An 18,792-nucleotide genomic window follows, 5' to 3' on the forward strand; every position below is an offset into this window, starting at 1 on the left:
TCCAGCGCGTCGGCGACCAGACGCTCCTCCGTCATCCAGTCGGGACACCACGTCCCGTGCAGGGGCGGCAGGCCTATGGCGGCGAGCTTCGCATCAACCTCCGCCCGCAGTCTTTCCAGCACCTTGCCGCGTCGACGGATCGCCTCATGACGGTCCCGCGTCTGCGTGGAGCGTACCAGTTCCTGTCGAACCCCCGTCCGGGTGCCATACGCCCGTCCGACATCCGCCCAGCGCTCACGCGGGATCGACAGTCGCGCCGCGTAGGTCTTCCCGCCCGTAAGCCTCAGTCCATGCCTCTCTTCAGAGACCTGCCGTGTCATGGAAGGACTACCGACAGGCTACTACCGACACGGTTGTAGGGCACTACCGAAGGGGTCAGATAAGATGCTGATTTCATTGGGTATTATCGACTGTGGCGGAGAGGGTGGGATTCGAACCCACGGTACGCTTGCACGTACGGCGGTTTTCAAGACCGCTGCCTTAAACCACTCGGCCACCTCTCCCAGACCGGCGGCAATGTCTGGAGGCCTATGTTGTGACAAGCCTGCAAAAACCGCGACCGTACACCGGTGTGTGCCGTCTTTTGTGCCAGCATTGGTGACGGCGTCAAGGTCTGACGGCGTTGGACAAGTCCGTGCCCGTCGCAGTGGCCTACCGCTTGTCAGGCCCGACGGATCGGCCCGAAGCGCTTGGTCTCATGGCAGCGGACCTACGAGGCAAAGCCGGCAGGGCGTCGACCGACACCAAGATGCGCCGTCACGCGCATCGTGTTGCGCGGCATAATCGGGACGTTACCAGTCCTCGCTATGGCCCAACTGCATCAGGATATCCTTGCGCAGTCCCAGCAGGCGCGGGTCGTCCCGATGGCGATGGGGGGGCAGCGTGATGGGCAGATCGGCGATGACCCGCGCGGGACGGGGGCTGAAGACGATGACCCGACTTGCCAGCAGCAGGGCCTCCTCCACATCATGCGTGACCATCAGCGCGGTAAACCCGCGATCGCGCCACAGACGCGACAATTCCGTCTGCATTGTCAGGCGTGTCAGACTGTCGAGCTTGCCCAGCGGTTCGTCCAGAATGAGCAGGCGCGGGTCATTGACCAGCGCCCGGGCCAGCGCCACACGTTGTGCCATGCCACCCGAGAGCTGATGGGGCCAGGCGTTTTCGAAACCGGAAAGCCCGACAAGCGCGATCGCGTCCGAGATGACCGCATCGTTCGGGCGTCCCGCGATATCGTGCCCCAGTGCCACGTTGCGACGGACCGTGCGCCAGGGGTAGAGCGTCGGATCCTGGAACATGACGATACGATCGGGTCCCGGCCCGGTGATCGGCGTTTCATCGGCGAACATCCGGCCACTGCGCGGGGGTTCAAGACCGGCCACAAGACGCAGAAGGGTGGATTTTCCGCAGCCGGAAGGCCCCAGAAGGGCAACGAACTCGCCCGGTGCGACCGTCAGATCGATGTTCTCGAGCACGGAGGTATAGGTGCCCCCGATCATGTAGCCGTGGTTCAGGCCCTCGACCCGCAGGCCCAGCGGGACGGTCGTCGTCTTGCTCACCATTTCAGCCCGTCTTTCTGCCACTTCAAAACGTGATCCCGAACGCGGAACAACAGCGTCATCAGGCCCGTGCACATCACCGACATCACCAGAAGGGCCGCATACATGTTCGGGTAGGCGGCCCATCCCTGCGCCCATTGCATGTAGAACCCCAGCCCCGACTTGACGCCCAGCATCTCGGCCACGACCAGCATGGCGAAGGACGCGCCCAGTCCCATGAACAGACCGACGAAAATCTGCGGTGTCGCCGCTGGAAGGGCCACGCGCAGGACCAGAAAGCGCCCCCGGGCGCCCATGGTCCGGGCGACGTCGTAATAGGCGGGGTCCACTGCGGCTATGCCCGACCAGGTGAGAATGGCCACTGGAAAACCGGCGGCCAGCGACATCAGCGCCTCACTGGCAACCCGGCTTGAGGGAATCAGCACGAAGGCCAGCGGCAGAAGTGCCACGGGCGGCAGCGGGCCAATCAGGCGGATGACCGGCTGGACCCAGTACCGAAACCGCACCGAGCGACCCAGGCCCACGCCCACGGCGATCCCGACGAGCGATCCGATGGTGTAGCCGACCACAAGCAGCGCCAGACTGTGCAGAAGACTGTCGCCCAGCTTGCGCCAGTCGGTGACGAACACATCCAGAAGATCCTGCGGTGTGCCGAAAAACGGCCGAGGCAACCACAGAAGTTTGGCCTGCGCGATTTCCCACGCCGCCAAGCCCACCCCCAGGGCAATGGCCCAGGGCGCGCGTGCCGACAGGCGATGCAGCGCGGCGGCGAGCAACAGGACGAGACCACCGGCCAGGAACAATCCGGCAAGAAGGGTCGTGTCGGGAAAATCGTCCGCATCCGGCCAGCGCCAGGTGACGCATGCGGCAATGATCCACACCGGGCCGGCGGCCCAGGGCAACAGCGACCGCCACGACGGACGCGTCACCGGTGCCGACCTGCGCGCGGGGCCGTCGAAGGCTACGGACGTGGGCGCGGCGGTCATGCCTGAAACACATCCTGCGTGACGCGTTGCGCATAGCGCGCGGTGTCGAGAGACGGACGGAACACACCGATCTTTTTCAGCGCCTCCGCGTAACGCACCACCTCGTCATGAAATGAGGTGCTGAGCGTCTGATGATGATGACCCTGCATCCGGATCATCGTCGCGATATCGGCCGCACTTGCCTTGGGCGCGTAGGGCTTGAAGATCTCGCCCGCTTCGTCGGGATTGCAGGCCAGCCACGCTCCGGCATCCAGAATGGCGCGTGTGACGGCGGCGGCAACCACGGGTTCGTTGCGGATCAGACTGCCGCGCAACCCGATGACGCAGCAGCCGATATGTGCCCACTCGCCCCGCATGTTGCTGTCGATTTCCATCAGGCCGAACTGCTTTTTCTGAAGATAGGAGAAGGGATCGCCATCGGTTATGGCCTGCACGTCGCCGCGCTGGAGGGCAACCGGCAGCAGGTCGGCCGGATATTGCCGCCATTGAACGTCGGTGTCCGGGTCGATCCCGGCCTCCTTCAGACGGATCGAGAAAAAGTTCTTGTCCGGCCCACCCATATCGGTCACGCCGACGGTTTTGCCGCGCACGTCCGACAACTGACGCACGGCGCCATCGGCGGGTGCCAGCATATACATGCAGCCCGCATGGAGCCCGGCGACAAGCTTGACGTCGAATCCCTGCTGAAGCGGTTTGAGCCAGCGAAGCGCCATGCCCGGCGCGCCATCCGCCTTGCCGGTCGACATCGCTTCGAGCAACTGGTCGGTGGCGCCGGCGAAGTTCACATACTCGACGTCGACGTTATAGCGCGCGAAAAAGCCTTTTGCCTTGGCCACGGGGACCGCGGCCGTGCACACGGCGTTCTCGTTCCAGGCGATCGTCAGCTTGCGTGTCGGGCCGGGCACGGCGGCCACACGGGTCGGTCCCGCCCCCGCGCAGGCATCGTGCGTCATGCTGCCCGGGGGCATGTCATCGGCCCATGCCGGCCGCACCAGGGGGGACAGGGGTGCAAGGGCGGACAGGGAAGCACCGAACAGGGTGCGGCGGGACAGGGACGCTGGGACCGACATAATAAAGTGCCTTGGAAAAGCGTGTTTCTACGGTGAACTGTTGAACAGGACGGTGGATGCTCCGATTGCCTCGGGCAAAAGGGGCATCGTCACGCCGCATGCGAGCGCACGTTGTCGCGCAGGCTCAGGGCATTGAGGATCGTCGTCGCATCGGTGCGGTCCATCCAGTCCGGCGACACATCGACGAAACGAACGACCCGGCCGGGATCGAGCACGATGACCGTCGGCTTGGGCAGCTCCCACGCGTCGGTGCCGTTCAGCTGGTGGCTCGCGCCCCCTTTGGCCGCGGCCGCAGCGCGCGAGGCATCATCGAACGTATAGGTAATGCCCAGCGCGCGGGACAGGGCAAGCGCGGTGTCGGAGACGACCGGAAAAGGCAGCGCGTGACGGGCGACGATCTCGCCCAGCAGTTCGACCGGCTGGGGCGATAGCGCGATCAGCGGAACGCCCGCCGCCGACAGCGCGCCCGACAGCGTCTGCGCGTAATACGGCAGGGCGATGTTGCAGGCCGGACAGCCCGCGAAACGAAAGAACACCAATACCGCCGGACCGGCTGCGACCAGATCGTCGAGCGCGATCGCGCCGCCGTCGGTGCGCGGCAGGACGGCCGCCGGCAGGACGTCGCCGGGGCGCACATGGAACGTGGCGGGATGCGCGCGCAGCAGGGTTTCGCGCTGTTTGATGTTGATCGCCAGGGCATCGGGCGCCCAGGTCCGGCGTCGCTCGTCTTCCAGGGCACGGAACTGCTCGCGCAGGGTGGGAGACGTCGGGGAAGCTGAAAGACCCATCGTGGACATCCTGAAAGAGGGAAGGGACGGCTCAGTATGCGGCACGCCCGCGACCGCCTTCCACGGAGTTTCCCTCAATGAAGAGATGGCCGATCGTCATGAATGGCCCGCCGCCTGTGCCAGCAGCAGCCCGAGGTCGACGGCCGCGTCCCCCAGGCCGTCGCGCTGCACGAGGATCGTCTCGATTTCGGGCACGTCGGGCAGGATGCCGGCCGGAATGGTCGGCAGGCCCTCCGCCGTGGCGAAGCGGAAGGTGCGGCAGCTGGCCCCCAGACCGCCCCGCACCCCCGCGCGCAGGGCCGGAAGGTTGGGCGTCTCCAAAACGATGCGGTAATCGCGGTGCGTCGCGGTCAGCGCCCGCAGCGCCGCGTCGCGGAAACGGCACGGCGGTTCCAGCACCACAAGCGGCAGTTCCTCCTGCTCGGTCACCGCCGGATCGCCCAGCCACACCATGCGGTCCTGTCCCACGACACGCCACTGCGCGCCCGGCCGGTCGCCGTGCTGGCCCAGGCATAACACCAGATCAAGGCGCGACCGGTCGAACATGTCCAGCAATTCGGCCGAGCCGCCCACACGCACGATCAGCCGGGCGCGGGGATGCTCCATCCGAAAACGTGCCAGAACGTCTGGCAGGATCGTGTCGGCGAAATCCTGCACCATGCCGATGGTGATCGGTTCGGGGTCGTCGGCGAGGCCAAGATTGTGGAAGATGCGGTCGTTGAGCAGCAGGAGCTGACGCGCATAGCCGACCAGGTCCTCGCCCGCCGCCGTCAGGGTCAAACGGCGCCCGTCGCGGCGAAACAGCTTTTGCTGGAGCAGGTCTTCCAGACGCTTCATCTGCAGGCTGAGCGCGGACTGCGTCAGATAGATGACCTCGGTCGCCTGCGCCATGGAACCGGATTCGGCGATCGCGACGAACGAGCGCAGCAGTTCGGTCGGAATGTTGCGCACCGACCGTACGGGGCCTCCCCCTTCAGCGGCGTGAGACATTTGACGAACCTCCGATCGAGCAGCCGCGCACCGATGATGGATCTCAAAGGGTCATATTAACGGCCAAAAAGAGTGATATGAATATTTCTGGCTTGCTAAACGTTCAATGGCAAGCGTTAAATTGGCGATAGCACGACAAATTTCTGTTTAATGTAACGGGAGGTCATCATGGCCGTGGAGTTCATCGGCTTCGTCAACGCCCAGAACCAGTCGGAGACGATCCCGCCCACGGGGCCGGCGGTGAACGTCGAACAGATCGAGGCCAGCGCCAAGGTTCACGAGCAGGGGGGGTTCGATCGCACCCTTGTCGCCTTTCATTCCAACTCGCCCGACAGCCTTCTGATCGCGCAGCACGTCACGGCCGTCACGCGTGACCTGGGCGTCCTGATCGCGCACCGGCCGGGCTTTGTGGCGCCGACCATCGCCGCGCGGCAGCTGGCGACGCTGGACCATCTCTCGCGCGGCCGCGTGGCCGTGCATATCATTACCGGCGGCAGCGACGTGGAATTGCAGGCCGACGGCGACCACACGACCAAGGCGGAACGTTACGCCCGCACCAGCGAATATCTCGATATCGTCCGGCAGGAATGGGGCGCCACCGCGCCCTTCGACCATCAGGGACGGTTTTACGACGTGCGGGGCGCGCAGTCCCGCGTCCTGCCATCGCGTCCGGGCAGCGTCCCGATCTATTTCGGCGGATCGTCGGAGGAGGCGATCGCGGTCGCCGGCCGTCATGCCGATGTCTACGCCCTGTGGGGCGAGACCTACGCCCAGGTGCAGGAGACGGTCAGCCGCGTGCGCGCCGCCGCCGCGCCGCACGGCCGATCGCCGCGTTTCTCGCTGTCGCTGCGTCCGATTTTGGCCGACACGGAGGAAGCCGCCTGGCGCAAGGCCGATCAGATCCTCGAACGCGCCCGCGCCCTACAGGGGCAGACCGGCTACGTGCGTCCGGCGGAGACACCCAACGAGGGATCGCGGCGCCTGCTGGCCGCGGCCGAACAGGGCAGCCGTCTGGACAAGCGCCTGTGGACCGGGATGGCGGCCCTGACCGGCGCGCGCGGTAATTCCACGTCGCTGGTCGGCACGCCCGATCAGGTCGCGGACGCACTGCTCGACTACTACCGGATCGGGATTTCGACGTTCCTGATCCGTGGTTTCGACCCGCTGCTGGACGCCTACGAATACGGTCGCGATCTGATCCCGCGCGTGCGGGCGCTGGTGGCCGCCGAGGAACGCGCCCTGTCCGGCCGCGCGGCCTGAGGGGTGTGCTGTGTCCGATCCGCGCGTGCCTGTCGTCGTCAATCAGCTCGGGGCGGACGTCCGTGAGGCGCTGGGGCGCTTCGGGGCCCGGCTGCATGTGCTCGACGGGCAACGGGACGACGACACACCGTGGGACTGGACCGGAGGCGGCGACGGCCGGGCCGACATTGTTCTGACCGGCCCGTCACCGGCCTGGCGGGATGCGCCACGGGTCCTTCCGCCGTCCTGGCAGGCGGCGTCGGGCGGCGGCCCGTCGTGGGTCCACACGGTCTCGGCCGGGGTCGACGGCTTTCCGTCGTGGCTGTTGCGCGATCGCCTCGTCACCTGCGGGCGCGGTGACTCGGCGGCCCCGATCGCGGAATACGTTCTGGGCGCGATCCTGGTGCGGGCCAAACGACTGGACACACTACGCCCGGCCTGCGCCCAAAGCTGGCTAGAGGGCGCCGCATTGGTGAAGGACGGCCATCCGCTGACTTCGCCGGAGGGGCAGGTGCTGGGGCTGGCCGGATTCGGCGCCATCGGGCGCGCGGTTGCCGTCCGGGCACGGGCGTTCGGGATGCGCGTTCTGGCGTGGCGGCGCGGTCCCTGGACGCCCGGCGACGATGATGGGGTGGAGCCGGTGGCGACGCTGGGCGAACTCGCGGCGCGCTCCGATCATCTGGTGCTGGCGTTGCCGCTGACCGCCGACACCACCGGGATCGTGGGCGAGGACGTGCTGCGGCGGGCCCGACCCGGCCTTCACCTGATCAACGTCGTCCGTGGCGATCTGGTCGATCAGGCCGCCCTGCTGCGCGCGCTCGACCGGGGAGATGTGAACTTCGCAACCCTGGACGTCACAAGTCCCGAACCGCTTGCCGACGGGCATCCGTTCTACACTCATCGGTCCGTGCGCCTGACGCCGCACATCTCCTGGTCGGGCGGGGCGGCCCGCCAGAACGGCGTGCGTCGTATCGTTGATAATATCGAGCGTTTTCTCGAAGGCCGCCCACTGCGCGACGTGGTCGACGCGGCCCGCGGCTACTGATCCGGATCGAACACAGGAGATCTTCCATGACCACATCGGTTCTGAAACGCCCCGGCGCCCCGACCGCGCAGCAACCGGCACCGGCACTGCCACCCGCGCGCGCGCGGCAACTGCAACCCCGCGTTCCCGCCGCATCGTTCGCGGAGGAACGCCTGCATCGCAAGCAGCGTCTGGCCGCCACGTTCCGTCTGTTCGCCCGCTATGGCTTCGATCAGGGGCTTGCCGGGCATGTGACGGCCCGTGACCCGGAATTTCCCGATCAATACTGGATCAATCCGCTCGCCGTTCATTTTTCGCAGATCCGCGTGTCGGACCTGCAACTAGTCGACCATGACGGGACGATCCTGCACGGCGACCGGCCGATCAACACGGCCGGTTTCACGATCCACTCCGCCCTGCACAGGGCACGACCGGACGTGATCGCCGCGGCCCACACCCACTCCACCTATGGCAAGGCGTTCTCCGCTCTAGGCATCGAACTTGCGCCGATCACGCAGGATTCGTGCGCGTTCTACGAAGACCATGTCGTGTTCGACCCGTTCAGCGGCGTCGTGCTGGACGACAGCGAGGGCGACCGTCTGGCCGCGACGCTGGGCGACCGCAAGGCCCTGATCCTGCAGAATCACGGGCTGCTGACCGTCGGTCCGACAGTTGAGGCCGCCGCCTGGTGGTTCATTTCGATGGACAACGCCGCCCGGACCCAGCTTCTGGCGCAGGCGGCCGGTCCCCTGCGCCCGATCGCCCCGGACATCGCGCGCCTGACCGCCAGCCAGGTCGGCAAGCACCAGGGTGGTTATTATTCGTTCCAGCCTTTGTGGGACTGGATCGTTGCCCAAGAACCCGATCTTCTGGACTGAGACCTATGCCTTCCATCACGCCTTTGCGCACGTTCGTGACGCGCCTCACCGCCCTGTATGACCGCGACCTGCCCGAGACGGCGGTGCAGGGCGAGGCCGCGGGCCTCCTGCGCGATCTCGTCGCGCAGGACGACTGGTTGCCCGATGCCTTCGCGCAACCCGACCCCGAGCGCTACAGCCAGTATCTTCTGCACTGCGATCCGCTGGAGCGTTTTTCCGTGGTCAGCTTCGTCTGGGGCCCCGGCCAGAAGACCCCGTTGCACGATCATCGCGTCTGGGGGCTGATCGGCATGTTGCGGGGCCGGGAGAGCGAGACGCAGTTCGAACGCGACGCCGACGGCCGGTTTCGGGCCACCGAGACGACGTATCTCGACCCCGGCGAAGTCGCGACGCTCGCTCCCGGCGTGAATGATTACCATCAGGTCGCCAACGCCTTTGCCGATCGCACGTCGATTTCGATCCATGTCTACGGCGCCAATATCGGTGGCGTGTCGCGCGCGACCTACGACGCGCAGACCGGCGTGGAAAAGAGCTTCATTTCTGGATATTCGAGCCCGCTTGTGCCCAATCTCTGGGACCGATCGAAAAATGCAGGAGCAGCCTGAGACCATGACGGCGTCTGAACATACGACCGTGACGTCGGACGAGGTCCGTCGTCACCTGCGCGACGGCACGGAGATCGCGCTGATCGATCTGCGGGAGGAGGGGCCCTTCGCTGCCGCCCATCCCCTGTTCGCCGTCAACCTGCCGCTCGGCCGGATCGAGGAGCGGGTGGCCGGACTGATCCCGCGCAAGGACGCGCTGATCGTGCTGTATGACGACGGCGAAGGGCGCGTGGCCCGCGCGCGGCCCCTTCTTCGGGCCTTGGGCTATACGCATGTCGCGGCTCTGGCCGGCGGACTGGATGGCTGGCGGCGCTCGGGGGGCGAGATCTTCATCGACGTCAACGTGCCGTCGAAATCGTTCGGGGAACTCGTCGAACATGTGCGGCACACGCCCTCGATCCCGGCGCGCGAACTGCACGATCGCATCGCGCGCGGCGACGATCTGGTGATTCTCGATGCACGGCGCTTCGTCGAATACAACGTGATGTCCATTCCGGGCGGTCGTTCGGTGCCCGGCGCGGAACTGGCCCTGCGCGTGCGCGACATCGCGCCGTCGCCCGAGACGACCGTCGTGGTGAACTGCGCGGGGCGCACGCGTTCGATCATCGGCACGCAGTCGCTGATCAATGCGGGCATCCCCAACCCGGTCATGGCGCTGCGCAACGGGACGATTGGCTGGACGCTGGAAGGCCTGACGCTCGATCGTGGCGCCGCGCGCACGGCGGGCGACGTCAGTGCCGAGAACGCGGCGGTGGCGCGCGCAAAGGCCGCCGATCTGGCCGTGCGCACGGGGGTTCGCGTCCTCGATGCCGCCGGTCTTCAGGCACTGCTGGCCGACGTGGGGCGCAGTGTCTATCGCCTCGACGTGCGTGGTCCGGACGAGTATGCGCGCGACCATCTGGCCGGTTTCCGCTCGGCCCCGGGTGGGCAGCTGGTGCAGGCGACCGACGAGTGGGTCGGCGTCCGGCACGGCACGATCGTCCTGACCGACGATGACGGCGTACGGGCCCGCATGACCGCTCACTGGCTGCGGCAGCTCGGCTGGCGCGAGGTGTATGTGCTGGACGACTGGTCGACGCTGCCACGCGAGTCCGGGCCGGACCCGGTTCTGCTGGCGCGGCCCCTGCCGGAGGTCGAGACGATCGCCGCAGATGCGGTCTCGGACGCCGTCGGGTCGGGCGCGTGGCTGATCGATCTGGCGACCAGCCCGGAACACCGGAAAGGACACGTTCCGGGCGCGAGATTTGCCATCCGCTCCGATCTCGACGGTCATCCGGGGCTGGAGACGGTGCGCGACGTGATCCTGACCGCCCCGGACGGCATCGCCGCGCATCTGGCCGCGCCGGAACTGGCACGCGACGGACGGCGCGTGCGCGTTCTCGAAGGCGGCACCCGCGGCTGGCAGGAGGCGGGGCGTGCGCTGGAGACGGGGTTGGAAGCCGCAACGGCGCTCTCGGCCACCGACGATGTCTACAAACGCCCCTATGAGGGAACGGACAACGCCGCCGCCGCCATGCAGGCCTATCTGGACTGGGAATTCGGGCTGGTCGCGCAGCTCGAGCGCGATGGAACCCACGGCTTCACGGTCCTGACCTGAGCGCACGCCGCACGGGCGCCCGTCATCACGGCGTGAAGGGCGTCCACCCGCGCGAAGAACTCGAAGCCGGCGTCAGCCGTCGTCGCGCAGCAACGCCCAGCGTTCATGATCGTGCCATACGCCCTCGATCCGAAGGTAGCGGGGCGAGAAGCCCTCTTTCCGAAAACCAATCCGCCGCACGAGGGCGATCGATGTCACATTGCCGGGTTGGATGTTCGCCTCCAGCCGATGAAGGCCGATGTCGGTGAACGCCGCCGCCGCCGTCAGCCGCAGCATGTCCGTCATCAGGCCGCGACCCGCGAAGGCCGCCATGCCGTAAAAACCCAGACGCCGTGCCGCTGGTAGCGACCAGGATACGCTCATCGTTTCTCTGGCTTCGCCATCTGATCGGTGACGGAGGGTATGCCGGCGAGAAGTTGCGTGGTGCGCTGGTTGAACTCGGCCGATGGACGATCGAGATCGTCAAGCGCAGCGATCGGGCTGAAGGCTTCGTCGTCCTGCGCGTTGTTGATGATCGCCCACATCCGCAGAACTCTGCGGAAAATTAACCAAACCGCTTTCTGATTCAGGCCCCTGGAGGGTTTCCGTATGCCGAATTAGATGCAGCAAGATATTCAGCCACTGTGGGAGACGGTGTCGGCATTTTCTGTTATATCCGAGCCGGAAGTTCGTAATGGACGACGGTATTTGTATTGAGACAAAATAGTGTATTGCCTTTTGTAGAGAATTTCATTGCCGTCACATCTCTGATTTCGCCTTCTTTTTCGACAAGGCCGGCGTCAGTGATGCGAAATAAATGGCAGGACTTGCTGATGAGGGCGGCGAAATAGCGTGAGTCGAAGGACCATGAGATACATTTCACGCCTATTCCATGTGTGTCGTAATTAAAAAAGATTCGACCGTCCCGAATATTCAGAAGCGAAAGACCTCCCGGCGCGCGGCTCTTCAAGTCGCTAGTTGAAAGACCTCTCCCAATACAAATGTGATCACCGTCCGGGCTAAATTCTAACGATCCAAAGGATATTTCATGTGTAAAAAAATCCTCAATAATTTTTACTATATCTAAATTATTAATGGATAAAAAATAAATGTCGCCTCCTACCATGCCAACAGCGATCAAACCATTCGTGTCAGATGCTGCGATCGAACCGACTATCCCGTTTAAGGGATTGACTGTTGGAGTCCGCACGGAAAATGTTTCCGCATCGAATACATTTATGTTACAAATATTGCTTCGCGCAGAGGCCAACAGAAGTGTTTTTCTCAGATCTGATACAGCAAGTTTAGATGCCGCCCTTCGAGCCATCTCTGGGTTGGTCGAACACGATGCCAGTAATTGAGTTGGATGCCTTGGATTTATATTCCATATCTCACCTATACTATCGAATTCATGTTTGGATGCGGGGCGCGTGACAATTTTTTCGTCAGATATAAATGCTATGTTGAGTGACGCATCTGTGCCGCCTCGTTTGAAGTATTGGTCATAGGCACCATCTGTCTTATAGACCAATATTCCCGAGCCGAAGTTCTGATAGAATGCGAGACGTGCGCCATCAGGAGATATTGCCAGCGCCTGGCATGGTGCTTCAATTTTGAACGAATTTACGACACGAAGTGACATAGGATTTACTTTGGTTTGGCGGAAGAATCTATCGATAATATTTGATGCCGCTTCATATACGTTCCAGTAGGACAGGAAGCGGACGGGGAAGGTAAAAGACATCATCGCTCTCTGCCGGCTTCATGGGCGTAGGTGCTCATAGGCGATAACACATATGAAATTATCCTTCGACGTTTTGTAACGATCTCCGCGCTGACTCTCATGCCGGGTATGAGGAGTCTTCGTCCTACATCTGTCTCAAACGCGTCCAAGTCTAACTGGATTTGGACCATACAGGAGGCTTCTCCTTCATCAGGATCATCCTGCTTCTGTTCGAGCAGGGTGGACTGGCTATCTTCCGTGTCCGCATTCACCCTTGCACTTTGGATACGCTCCGCCGCCGGGCTGATGTTCACCACTTTGCCCGGGATCAGTCTGTATTGCGTGTATTTAAAGGCCGCCACCTTGACTTGGTCCGATTGCCCTTCGCGGACGAACCCTATATCGCGATTAGGGTTCGTCGCCTCGACGGCGAGCGGGCGGTGCTCGGGTACGGCGACCATAAGCGTCTGGCCGACCGTCACCGCGCTGTGTTCCGAATGAACCGCAAGCTGCTGCACAACGCCCGTGACGGACGGGCGCAGAAGCTTGGTCGATGCGTCGTGTGAGGCGGCAACGTACGCCGCTTCCGCCTCATCGCGTTTCTGCGCGGCATCGGCCAGGTCCTGCATGACGCTGTGGGCGTACGCTGCAGCGCCACGACGCTCCCGTGACCTGGTCCTCGAACCATGCGTCGAACCTTGTTGGCGTCGTGAAAGGCTGTGACCAGTGCGCGTGATAGGGACGATTGGTGCTATTGGCCCTGATCAGATCGTCAGCGTCCCGCCGGCAGACACGATTGAAGGAAAGGCGTGCCACCATCGGTCGCGTGCTCCCGTGCTTCGGCGATCAGACGTGCAAGACAAACACGCCCGAATCCGGATGTCTCGCCCCGAGGACGCAGGGCTGTCGTCAGGGTGCCATCAGGCTTTCGTCGAACGCGGTGTCCAGCGCGCCGGTGTCCTTCACCAGCCCCGCCTGCCGATAGGCATCGAGTGTGGGCTGCTCCTGCTCCACGATCTGGTGGTTCAGGGGCGCCGGGGCGGCGATCTGCTTTTCCGCCACGGCCAGGGCGACGTTCTGCGGTAGGCCGGTCTGGCGGGCGAGGATCGTCGCGTATTCGGGTAGATGTGCATGCCCCCAGGCATAGGCCTGCGTGACGCGGCGATAAAAATCGGCCAGTTGCGCGCGCTTGTCGGTCAGGGCCGACTGGGTGGCGATGAAAAAGCTATTGCCGGGCAACAGGTCGACGCCATTGACCACCTCGCGCCCATGACCCTGCAACACGGCCAGCGAGACATAGGGTTCCCATGTCGACCACGCGTCCAGCGTGCCGGCGTCCAGTGCCGCCTTGGCCTGTGCGGGGGTCAGGAACACGATGTGCGGCGCCGGGGCGGGGATGGCGCCGCTCTGGATCAGCCGCAGCAGAAGCAGATGGCCGATCGACCCGCGTCCGGTCGCGATACGCTTGCCCGACAGCCCCGCCGCATCGTGGATCGGCGATCCATCGGCCACCACCACGGCCGTAGCCCTGCCGCCCCCGCGCGGTGGCAAAAGGTATGTGGCCTTCACCGGCAGGCCGGACGCCCACGCGAACAGAAAGGGCCCGTCGCCCGCGATGCCCGTGTCCACCGCCCCGGCCCCGAGCGCCTGCAACAGGGGTGCCGCCGCTTCGAATTCGGTCCAGTGCAGGTGATAGGGCATGTCCCGATCCACGCCCGCCGCCGCCAGCAGGGCCTTCTGCTGTCCCTTCTGGTCGGCCACGATCAGGTCGGCCGCTGCCCGCGACGCGTGGATCGGGCCTGCCGTCATCAGGACCAGCAGGGCAAGTCGCGCCATCAGGCGGCGCGGGGAGAGGTGGCGGCGCGCAGTCATGCTGGTCCCTTCACGATGGGTATCGTGGGGTCGCACCCTACCGCGACCCGTCGTGCAGACAATTAAATCACGACAAAGAGAGGTATGAATTAAATTCACCTGACACATATGCGTGGAATATGGGACGTTCGCCCGGAATGAACGCGGGCGGAGCAAGCATCATGTCGGACACACTCATCGGATTTGGCGCGCGCCAGCGGACCAGGCCTGCGCTGCGGGTCTCGGGACGGGCGGTCGCGGTGCGGCTTCGGCGGTTTCTCTCGCCGGTCCTTCTGGTGGTGGCGTGGCAGATCGCATGCAGCTCGGGTGTCCTGTCCACGCGTCTTGTCGCGTCGCCGGCCCAGATCGTGACGACGGGATGGTCGCTGCTCCATGACGGCACGCTGCCGACCAACCTGTCGGTGTCGCTGATCCGTGCGGTCAGCGGCCTTGCGATCGCACTGGTGGTCGGGGTTTCGCTGGCCCTGATGTCCGGCCTGTCGCGCGTGGGCGAGGACCTGATCGACGCGCCGCTGCAGATCCTGCGCACCTTGCCGGCGCTGGCGCTGGTGCCGCTGTTCATCCTGTGGTTCGGCATCGGCGAGACACCCAAGGTTCTGCTGGTGGCGCTGGGTGCGACGTTTCCGATCTATCTCAACCTGCACAAGGGCATTCGCGCGATCGACCCCAAGCTTCTGGAAATGGCGCGCACGCTGGGCCTGTCGCGTGGCCGCACGATCCGCGAGGTCATTTTGCCCGGCGCGCTGCCCGATCTTCTGGTGGGGCTGCGTTTTGCGGTCGGGATCTCGTGGTTGATGCTGGTCGTGGCCGAACAGGTCAACGCCGACAGCGGCATCGGCCATATGATGATGGACGCCGAGGATTTCCTGCGCACCGACATCATTCTGGTCGGGCTGTTCATCTATGGCCTGCTCGGCCTTGCCTCGGACCAGATTGTGCGGTTTCTCGAGACGAACCTGCTTGCCTGGCGGCCGAGCTATCGCGCGGTGGGGCGGACATCGTGAACGCGATGTCGGACGTGCGCCGCGCGCCGTCGGGTGCGACAGCCGGTCAGGCCGTGATCGTCGAAGGTCTGACCAAGCGTTTCGGAAACGGCCCGGCGGTTCTCGACCGTCTGGATCTGGCCATCGCGCCGGGGGAATTCGTGGCCCTTCTGGGGCACAGCGGGTCGGGCAAGTCCACTCTGCTGCGCACCCTGTGCGGCCTCGATGACGTGACCGAGGGCACGGTGTCGCGCCCGTCCGAAGTGTCGGTGGTGTTTCAGGAGAGCCGTCTGCTGCCGTGGAAACGCGTCTGGCAGAACGTGGTGCTGGGTCAGGACGGGGCGGATCGCCGCGCGCGCGCGGAGGCCGTCCTGCGCGAGGTCGGGCTTGGCCACCGGATCGATGCGTGGCCCCTGACCCTGTCGGGGGGCGAGGCACAGCGCGCGGCGCTGGCGCGCGCGCTGGTGCGGGAGCCCGCGTTTCTGCTGCTCGACGAGCCGTTTGCCGCACTCGATGCGCTGACCCGGCTGAAGATGCAGCAGCTGGTGTCCGACCTGTGGGTGCGTCATCGCTGCGCGGTGCTTCTGGTCACCCATGATGTGGACGAAGCCCTGCTGCTGGCCGACCGCGCCGTGGTGCTGGAACGTGGGCGCATCCGGACCGATCTGCCGATTACGCTGGACCGTCCCCGCCGGCACGCCGACCCGACGTTCGAGCGTCTGCGCGCCACGCTGCTGGAATCGCTGGGCGTGCACGACGCCTGACGGCTGCGGGCCGCCTGACGGTCGCGCGCTTAGCCCTCGTGGATCGTGTCCAGATCCGCAAATCGCGTGAATTCGCCTTCGAAGAACAGGTGCACGGTACCGGTCGGACCGTGACGCTGTTTTTCCAGGATCAGCTCGGCCTTGTTGTGCGCGAGGCTCATCTTGCGCTGCCATTCGTCCAGCGCGGCGGCGTATTTGTCCTGCCCGTCGAAGGCCGTGTCCTTGGGCATGCGCTGCTGAAGGTAATATTCGTCGCGATAGACGAACATCACCGCGTCGGCGTCCTGTTCGATCGAGCCGGATTCGCGCAGGTCCGACAGCATCGGGCGCTTGTCCTCGCGCGATTCCACCTGGCGGGACAACTGCGACAGTGCGAGAACCGGCACCGACAGTTCCTTGGCGATCGCCTTGAGTCCTTGCGTGATCATCGAGATTTCGAGCACGCGGCTTTCGGGCTTGGTGCCGACCGCCGGTCGCATCAGCTGAAGGTAATCGACCACCACGAGGCTCAGCCCCTTGGTCCGCGCCAGACGGCGGCAGCGCGTACGCATGGCCGACAGCGAGATCGCGGGCGTATCGTCGATGTGCAGCGGCAGTTCGGACAATTCGCGCGAGACGCGGACGAAGCGGTCGAACTCCTTCTGGCCGATCTCGCCGCGCCGGATGCGCTCGCCCGACACCTCGGCCTGTTCGGACAGGATACGCGTTGCCAGCTGTTCGGCCGACATTTCGAGCGAGAAGATCGCGACCGCGCCCTTGGGGGCCACGCCCGGCCCCTCGGCGCGTGCCTCGTTCATCAGCGCGCGGGCGGCCGAGAACGCGATCTTGGTCGCCAGCGCCGTCTTGCCCATGGCCGGACGTCCGGCCAGGATCAGCAGGTCGGACGGGTGCAGCCCACCGGTGCGTTTGTCGAGGTCGCGCAGCCCCGACGTCAGGCCGACCACATCGCCTTCGCGATGGAACGCCTTTTCCGCGATCGCAAGGGCGTCGTGCAGGGCGTTGCGAAAGGCGACGAACCCGCCATCCTGTCCCTTGTCGGTGGCCAGGCGAAACAGTGCCTCTTCGCCCGCGGCGATCTGGTCGGTGCCGTCGAGGTCGGTGCGCGCGCCATAGGCGTTGTTGACCACCGACTGGCCGATCTCGATCAGCTGACGGCGCAGCCACGCGTCATGGATCGCACGGCCGTAATCGCCGGCGTTGATGATGCCGACCATCGAGGTCAGCAGACGGCCGAGATAGGCCGTGCCCCCGACCGCCTCCAGAAGGCCGGAATGTTCGAACTGTGCGCGCAGCGTTACCGGATCGGCCAGACTGCCGGCCTCGATCCGCTTGGCGATGACGTCGAAGATCTGGCCATTGATCGCGTCGGCGAAATGCGCGCCGGTCAGAAAGTCGGAGACTTGGTCATAGGCGCGGTTGTTGGTCAGCAACGCGCCGAGCAGCGCCTGCTCCGCGTCGGGGTTGGAAGGGGGCGTACGGGCCGAGAGCCCTTCAAGCACGCCCGCAGCGTCGGGTTTTGCGTCGATCATGTTCACGCCCCCGCTTTATCACGCCCCGTGACGGGCGGGTGTGTGGATAGGTGTGAATCGTGGGGATAATCAGGACGCCGTGCCGCCCACCGTCAGGCCCGAGAGCTTGAGCGTCGGCTGGCCCACGCCCACCGGCACGCCCTGTCCGCTCTTGCCGCAGGTGCCGATGCCCGCGTCGAGGGCGACATCGGCGCCGATCATCTCGATCTTGTGCATGACCTCCGCCCCGGCGCCGATCAGGGTGGCGCCCTTGACGGGGGCGCCGATACGCCCGTCCTCGATCAGATAGGCTTCCGAAGCCGCGAAGACGAACTTGCCCGACGTGATATCGACCTGACCGCCGCCGAAATTCACCGCATACAAGCCTCGCTTCGTGGACCGGATCATCTCCTCGGTCGTCGCTGAACCGCCGAGCATCAGCGTGTTGGTCATGCGCGGCATCGGCGCATGGGCATAGGACTGGCGCCGCCCGTTGCCGGTGGGCGCGACCCCCATCAGACGCGCGTTCATCCGATCCTGGATGTAGCCGGTCAGGATCCCGTCCTCGATCATCACCGTGCGGCCGGTGGGCGTGCCTTCGTCGTCGATGGTCAGCGACCCCCGACGTTCGGGCAGCGTGCCATCGTCGACGACCGTCACGCCGGCCGCCGCGACGCGTTGGCCCACCATGTCGGAAAAGACCGACGTACCTTTGCGGTTGAAGTCGCCCTCCAGCCCGTGGCCCACGGCTTCGTGCAGCAGGATACCGGGCCAGCCGGCGCCCAGCACGATCTCCATCTCGCCGGCGGGGGCGGCGACGGCGTCTAGGTTGACCAGCGCCATACGCAGCGATTCGTCGACGGCCGCCATCCACACGGCATCGTCGAGCAGCCGCCCGTATTCGTAGCGGCCGCCGCAGCCGTACGAACCGCTTTCGCGCCGCCCGTCCTTGTCCACGACGACGCCGATATTCAGGCGCACCAGCGGACGAAGGTCGGCCATGCGCGCGCCGTCGGCCCGCAGGATCTGCACGGCCTGCCATTCCGCCGCGAGGCTGGCGGTCACCTGCACGACGCGCGAATCCTTCTGTCGCGCATAGGCATCGATGCGGGTCAGCAGGGCCGCGCGATCGCCGAAACTGCCGTCCCGCAGCGGATTGCCATCGGCGTAGAGCCGCGCGTTCGTCGCCCGGGGTGCGGCGGCAGCCGTGCCGGAGCGCCCCGCGCG

General features: G+C 65.2%; 18 protein-coding genes, 1 tRNA gene and 2 pseudogenes. 8 read left to right on the forward strand and 13 right to left on the reverse strand.

Going from position 1 to position 18,792, the window contains the following annotated elements:
• From HUK82_RS08045 to HUK82_RS08075, 7 genes and pseudogenes are all read right to left on the reverse strand, one after another.
• Window positions 1-320: pseudogene (locus tag HUK82_RS08045) on the reverse strand (tyrosine-type recombinase/integrase); the annotation flags it as partial.
• Between the two features lie 93 nt (window positions 321-413).
• Window positions 414-503, reverse strand: a tRNA-Ser gene (locus HUK82_RS08050).
• A 288-nt stretch (window positions 504-791) separates the two neighbouring features.
• Complete coding sequence (locus HUK82_RS08055) at window positions 792-1,562, reverse strand: ABC transporter ATP-binding protein (RefSeq protein WP_176613477.1); 771 nt, start codon at window positions 1,560-1,562, stop codon at window positions 792-794.
• Window positions 1,556-2,545 (reverse strand): ABC transporter permease, encoded by a 990-nt coding sequence (locus tag HUK82_RS08060; protein ID WP_176613478.1) that lies wholly within the window; start codon window positions 2,543-2,545, stop codon window positions 1,556-1,558. Before HUK82_RS08060 ends, HUK82_RS08055 begins: the two co-directional genes overlap by 7 nt.
• Entirely contained in the window at window positions 2,542-3,615 is a 1,074-nt protein-coding gene (locus HUK82_RS08065) for an ABC transporter substrate-binding protein (protein ID WP_176613479.1), read from the reverse strand. Before HUK82_RS08065 ends, HUK82_RS08060 begins: the two co-directional genes overlap by 4 nt.
• A gap of 89 nt (window positions 3,616-3,704) precedes the next feature.
• Entirely contained in the window at window positions 3,705-4,403 is a 699-nt protein-coding gene (locus tag HUK82_RS08070; RefSeq protein ID WP_176613480.1) for a peroxiredoxin-like family protein, read from the reverse strand.
• 96 nt (window positions 4,404-4,499) lie between these two features.
• The gene (locus HUK82_RS08075) at window positions 4,500-5,393 is read right to left on the reverse strand and encodes a LysR substrate-binding domain-containing protein (RefSeq protein WP_176613481.1); all 894 of its coding nucleotides are present in this window, start codon (window positions 5,391-5,393) and stop codon (window positions 4,500-4,502) included.
• A 168-nt stretch (window positions 5,394-5,561) separates the two neighbouring features.
• On the opposite strand from HUK82_RS08075, the gene HUK82_RS08080 reads away from it, so the two are divergent.
• From HUK82_RS08080 to HUK82_RS08100, 5 genes are read left to right on the forward strand one after another with little or no spacing between them, the layout of a single operon-like run.
• Window positions 5,562-6,653 carry an LLM class flavin-dependent oxidoreductase gene (locus tag HUK82_RS08080; protein ID WP_176613482.1) on the forward strand — a complete coding sequence of 364 codons (1,092 nt, stop codon included), beginning with the start codon at window positions 5,562-5,564 and terminating at the stop codon, window positions 6,651-6,653.
• 10 nt (window positions 6,654-6,663) lie between these two features.
• Window positions 6,664-7,677, forward strand: a complete 1,014-nt coding sequence (locus HUK82_RS08085) for an NAD(P)-dependent oxidoreductase (RefSeq protein WP_176613483.1) — start codon at window positions 6,664-6,666, stop codon at window positions 7,675-7,677.
• A gap of 26 nt (window positions 7,678-7,703) precedes the next feature.
• A complete protein-coding gene (locus HUK82_RS08090) occupies window positions 7,704-8,534 on the forward strand; it encodes a class II aldolase/adducin family protein (protein ID WP_176613484.1) in 831 nt (276 codons plus the stop codon).
• Window positions 8,535-8,539: 5 nt separating this feature from the next.
• A complete protein-coding gene (locus HUK82_RS08095; protein ID WP_176613485.1) occupies window positions 8,540-9,139 on the forward strand; it encodes a cysteine dioxygenase family protein in 600 nt (199 codons plus the stop codon).
• Between the two features lie 4 nt (window positions 9,140-9,143).
• Window positions 9,144-10,736: a rhodanese-like domain-containing protein gene (locus HUK82_RS08100; RefSeq protein ID WP_176613486.1), complete on the forward strand. Its 1,593-nt coding sequence runs from the start codon at window positions 9,144-9,146 to the stop codon at window positions 10,734-10,736.
• Window positions 10,737-10,808: 72 nt separating this feature from the next.
• Here the strand turns inward: HUK82_RS08100 and HUK82_RS08105 are convergent, their stop codons facing one another.
• Window positions 10,809-11,099: a GNAT family N-acetyltransferase gene (locus tag HUK82_RS08105; protein ID WP_176613487.1), complete on the reverse strand. Its 291-nt coding sequence runs from the start codon at window positions 11,097-11,099 to the stop codon at window positions 10,809-10,811.
• On the opposite strand from HUK82_RS08105, the pseudogene HUK82_RS08110 reads away from it, so the two are divergent.
• A pseudogene (locus tag HUK82_RS08110) lies at window positions 11,063-11,300 on the forward strand (IS5/IS1182 family transposase); the annotation flags it as partial. The gene HUK82_RS08105 and the pseudogene HUK82_RS08110 sit on opposite strands and share 37 nt — an antisense overlap.
• A gap of 85 nt (window positions 11,301-11,385) precedes the next feature.
• On the opposite strand, the gene HUK82_RS08115 reads toward HUK82_RS08110, so the two are convergent.
• The 3 genes from HUK82_RS08115 to HUK82_RS08125 all read right to left on the reverse strand — a co-directional run bounded on the left by HUK82_RS08115 (window position 11,386) and on the right by HUK82_RS08125 (window position 14,310).
• Complete coding sequence (locus tag HUK82_RS08115) at window positions 11,386-12,462, reverse strand: WD40 repeat domain-containing protein (RefSeq protein WP_176613488.1); 1,077 nt, start codon at window positions 12,460-12,462, stop codon at window positions 11,386-11,388.
• Entirely contained in the window at window positions 12,459-13,067 is a 609-nt protein-coding gene (locus tag HUK82_RS08120) for an HlyD family efflux transporter periplasmic adaptor subunit (RefSeq protein ID WP_176613489.1), read from the reverse strand. The genes HUK82_RS08115 and HUK82_RS08120 overlap by 4 nt, the downstream gene beginning before the upstream one ends.
• 280 nt (window positions 13,068-13,347) lie before the next feature.
• Window positions 13,348-14,310 (reverse strand): aliphatic sulfonate ABC transporter substrate-binding protein, encoded by a 963-nt coding sequence (locus tag HUK82_RS08125; protein WP_176613490.1) that lies wholly within the window; start codon window positions 14,308-14,310, stop codon window positions 13,348-13,350.
• 161 nt (window positions 14,311-14,471) lie between these two features.
• On the opposite strand from HUK82_RS08125, the gene HUK82_RS08130 reads away from it, so the two are divergent.
• Together HUK82_RS08130 and HUK82_RS08135 are read left to right on the forward strand one after the other, a co-directional pair.
• Complete coding sequence (locus HUK82_RS08130; protein ID WP_176613491.1) at window positions 14,472-15,314, forward strand: ABC transporter permease; 843 nt, start codon at window positions 14,472-14,474, stop codon at window positions 15,312-15,314.
• Between the two features lie 5 nt (window positions 15,315-15,319).
• Window positions 15,320-16,057: an ABC transporter ATP-binding protein gene (locus HUK82_RS08135; protein WP_176613494.1), complete on the forward strand. Its 738-nt coding sequence runs from the start codon at window positions 15,320-15,322 to the stop codon at window positions 16,055-16,057.
• A 29-nt stretch (window positions 16,058-16,086) separates the two neighbouring features.
• Here HUK82_RS08135 and HUK82_RS08140 read toward each other — a convergent pair whose 3' ends face one another.
• Window positions 16,087-17,586, reverse strand: coding sequence for a replicative DNA helicase (locus tag HUK82_RS08140; RefSeq protein WP_176613492.1), 1,500 nt, complete (start codon window positions 17,584-17,586; stop codon window positions 16,087-16,089).
• Window positions 17,587-17,655: 69 nt separating this feature from the next.
• Window positions 17,656-18,792 (reverse strand): metalloprotease TldD (gene tldD, locus HUK82_RS08145; RefSeq protein WP_176613493.1); only part of this gene is annotated, 1,137 nt, incomplete at its 5' end.

It is taken from the genome of Ameyamaea chiangmaiensis, from assembly GCF_013376175.1.
Classification (GTDB): domain Bacteria; phylum Pseudomonadota; class Alphaproteobacteria; order Acetobacterales; family Acetobacteraceae; genus Ameyamaea; species Ameyamaea chiangmaiensis.

Bases quoted from the DNA above. Each gene is read 5' to 3' on its own strand.
- HUK82_RS08060 (WP_176613478.1), bottom strand. From the start codon at position 2,545: ATGACCGCCGCGCCCACGTCCGTAGCCTTCGACGGCCCCGCGCGCAGG.
- HUK82_RS08055 (WP_176613477.1), bottom strand. From the start codon at position 1,562: ATGGTGAGCAAGACGACGACCGTCCCGCTGGGCCTGCGGGTCGAGGGC.
- HUK82_RS08075 (WP_176613481.1), bottom strand. From the start codon at position 5,393: ATGTCTCACGCCGCTGAAGGGGGAGGCCCCGTACGGTCGGTGCGCAAC.
- HUK82_RS08080 (WP_176613482.1), top strand. From the start codon at position 5,562: ATGGCCGTGGAGTTCATCGGCTTCGTCAACGCCCAGAACCAGTCGGAG.
- HUK82_RS08100 (WP_176613486.1), top strand. From the start codon at position 9,144: ATGACGGCGTCTGAACATACGACCGTGACGTCGGACGAGGTCCGTCGT.
- HUK82_RS08125 (WP_176613490.1), bottom strand. From the start codon at position 14,310: ATGACTGCGCGCCGCCACCTCTCCCCGCGCCGCCTGATGGCGCGACTT.
- HUK82_RS08090 (WP_176613484.1), top strand. From the start codon at position 7,704: ATGACCACATCGGTTCTGAAACGCCCCGGCGCCCCGACCGCGCAGCAA.
- HUK82_RS08070 (WP_176613480.1), bottom strand. From the start codon at position 4,403: ATGGGTCTTTCAGCTTCCCCGACGTCTCCCACCCTGCGCGAGCAGTTC.
- HUK82_RS08105 (WP_176613487.1), bottom strand. From the start codon at position 11,099: ATGAGCGTATCCTGGTCGCTACCAGCGGCACGGCGTCTGGGTTTTTAC.
- HUK82_RS08115 (WP_176613488.1), bottom strand. From the start codon at position 12,462: ATGATGTCTTTTACCTTCCCCGTCCGCTTCCTGTCCTACTGGAACGTA.
- HUK82_RS08130 (WP_176613491.1), top strand. From the start codon at position 14,472: ATGTCGGACACACTCATCGGATTTGGCGCGCGCCAGCGGACCAGGCCT.
- HUK82_RS08135 (WP_176613494.1), top strand. From the start codon at position 15,320: ATGTCGGACGTGCGCCGCGCGCCGTCGGGTGCGACAGCCGGTCAGGCC.
- HUK82_RS08120 (WP_176613489.1), bottom strand. From the start codon at position 13,067: ATGCAGGACCTGGCCGATGCCGCGCAGAAACGCGATGAGGCGGAAGCG.
- HUK82_RS08065 (WP_176613479.1), bottom strand. From the start codon at position 3,615: ATGTCGGTCCCAGCGTCCCTGTCCCGCCGCACCCTGTTCGGTGCTTCC.
- HUK82_RS08095 (WP_176613485.1), top strand. From the start codon at position 8,540: ATGCCTTCCATCACGCCTTTGCGCACGTTCGTGACGCGCCTCACCGCC.
- HUK82_RS08140 (WP_176613492.1), bottom strand. From the start codon at position 17,586: ATGATCGACGCAAAACCCGACGCTGCGGGCGTGCTTGAAGGGCTCTCG.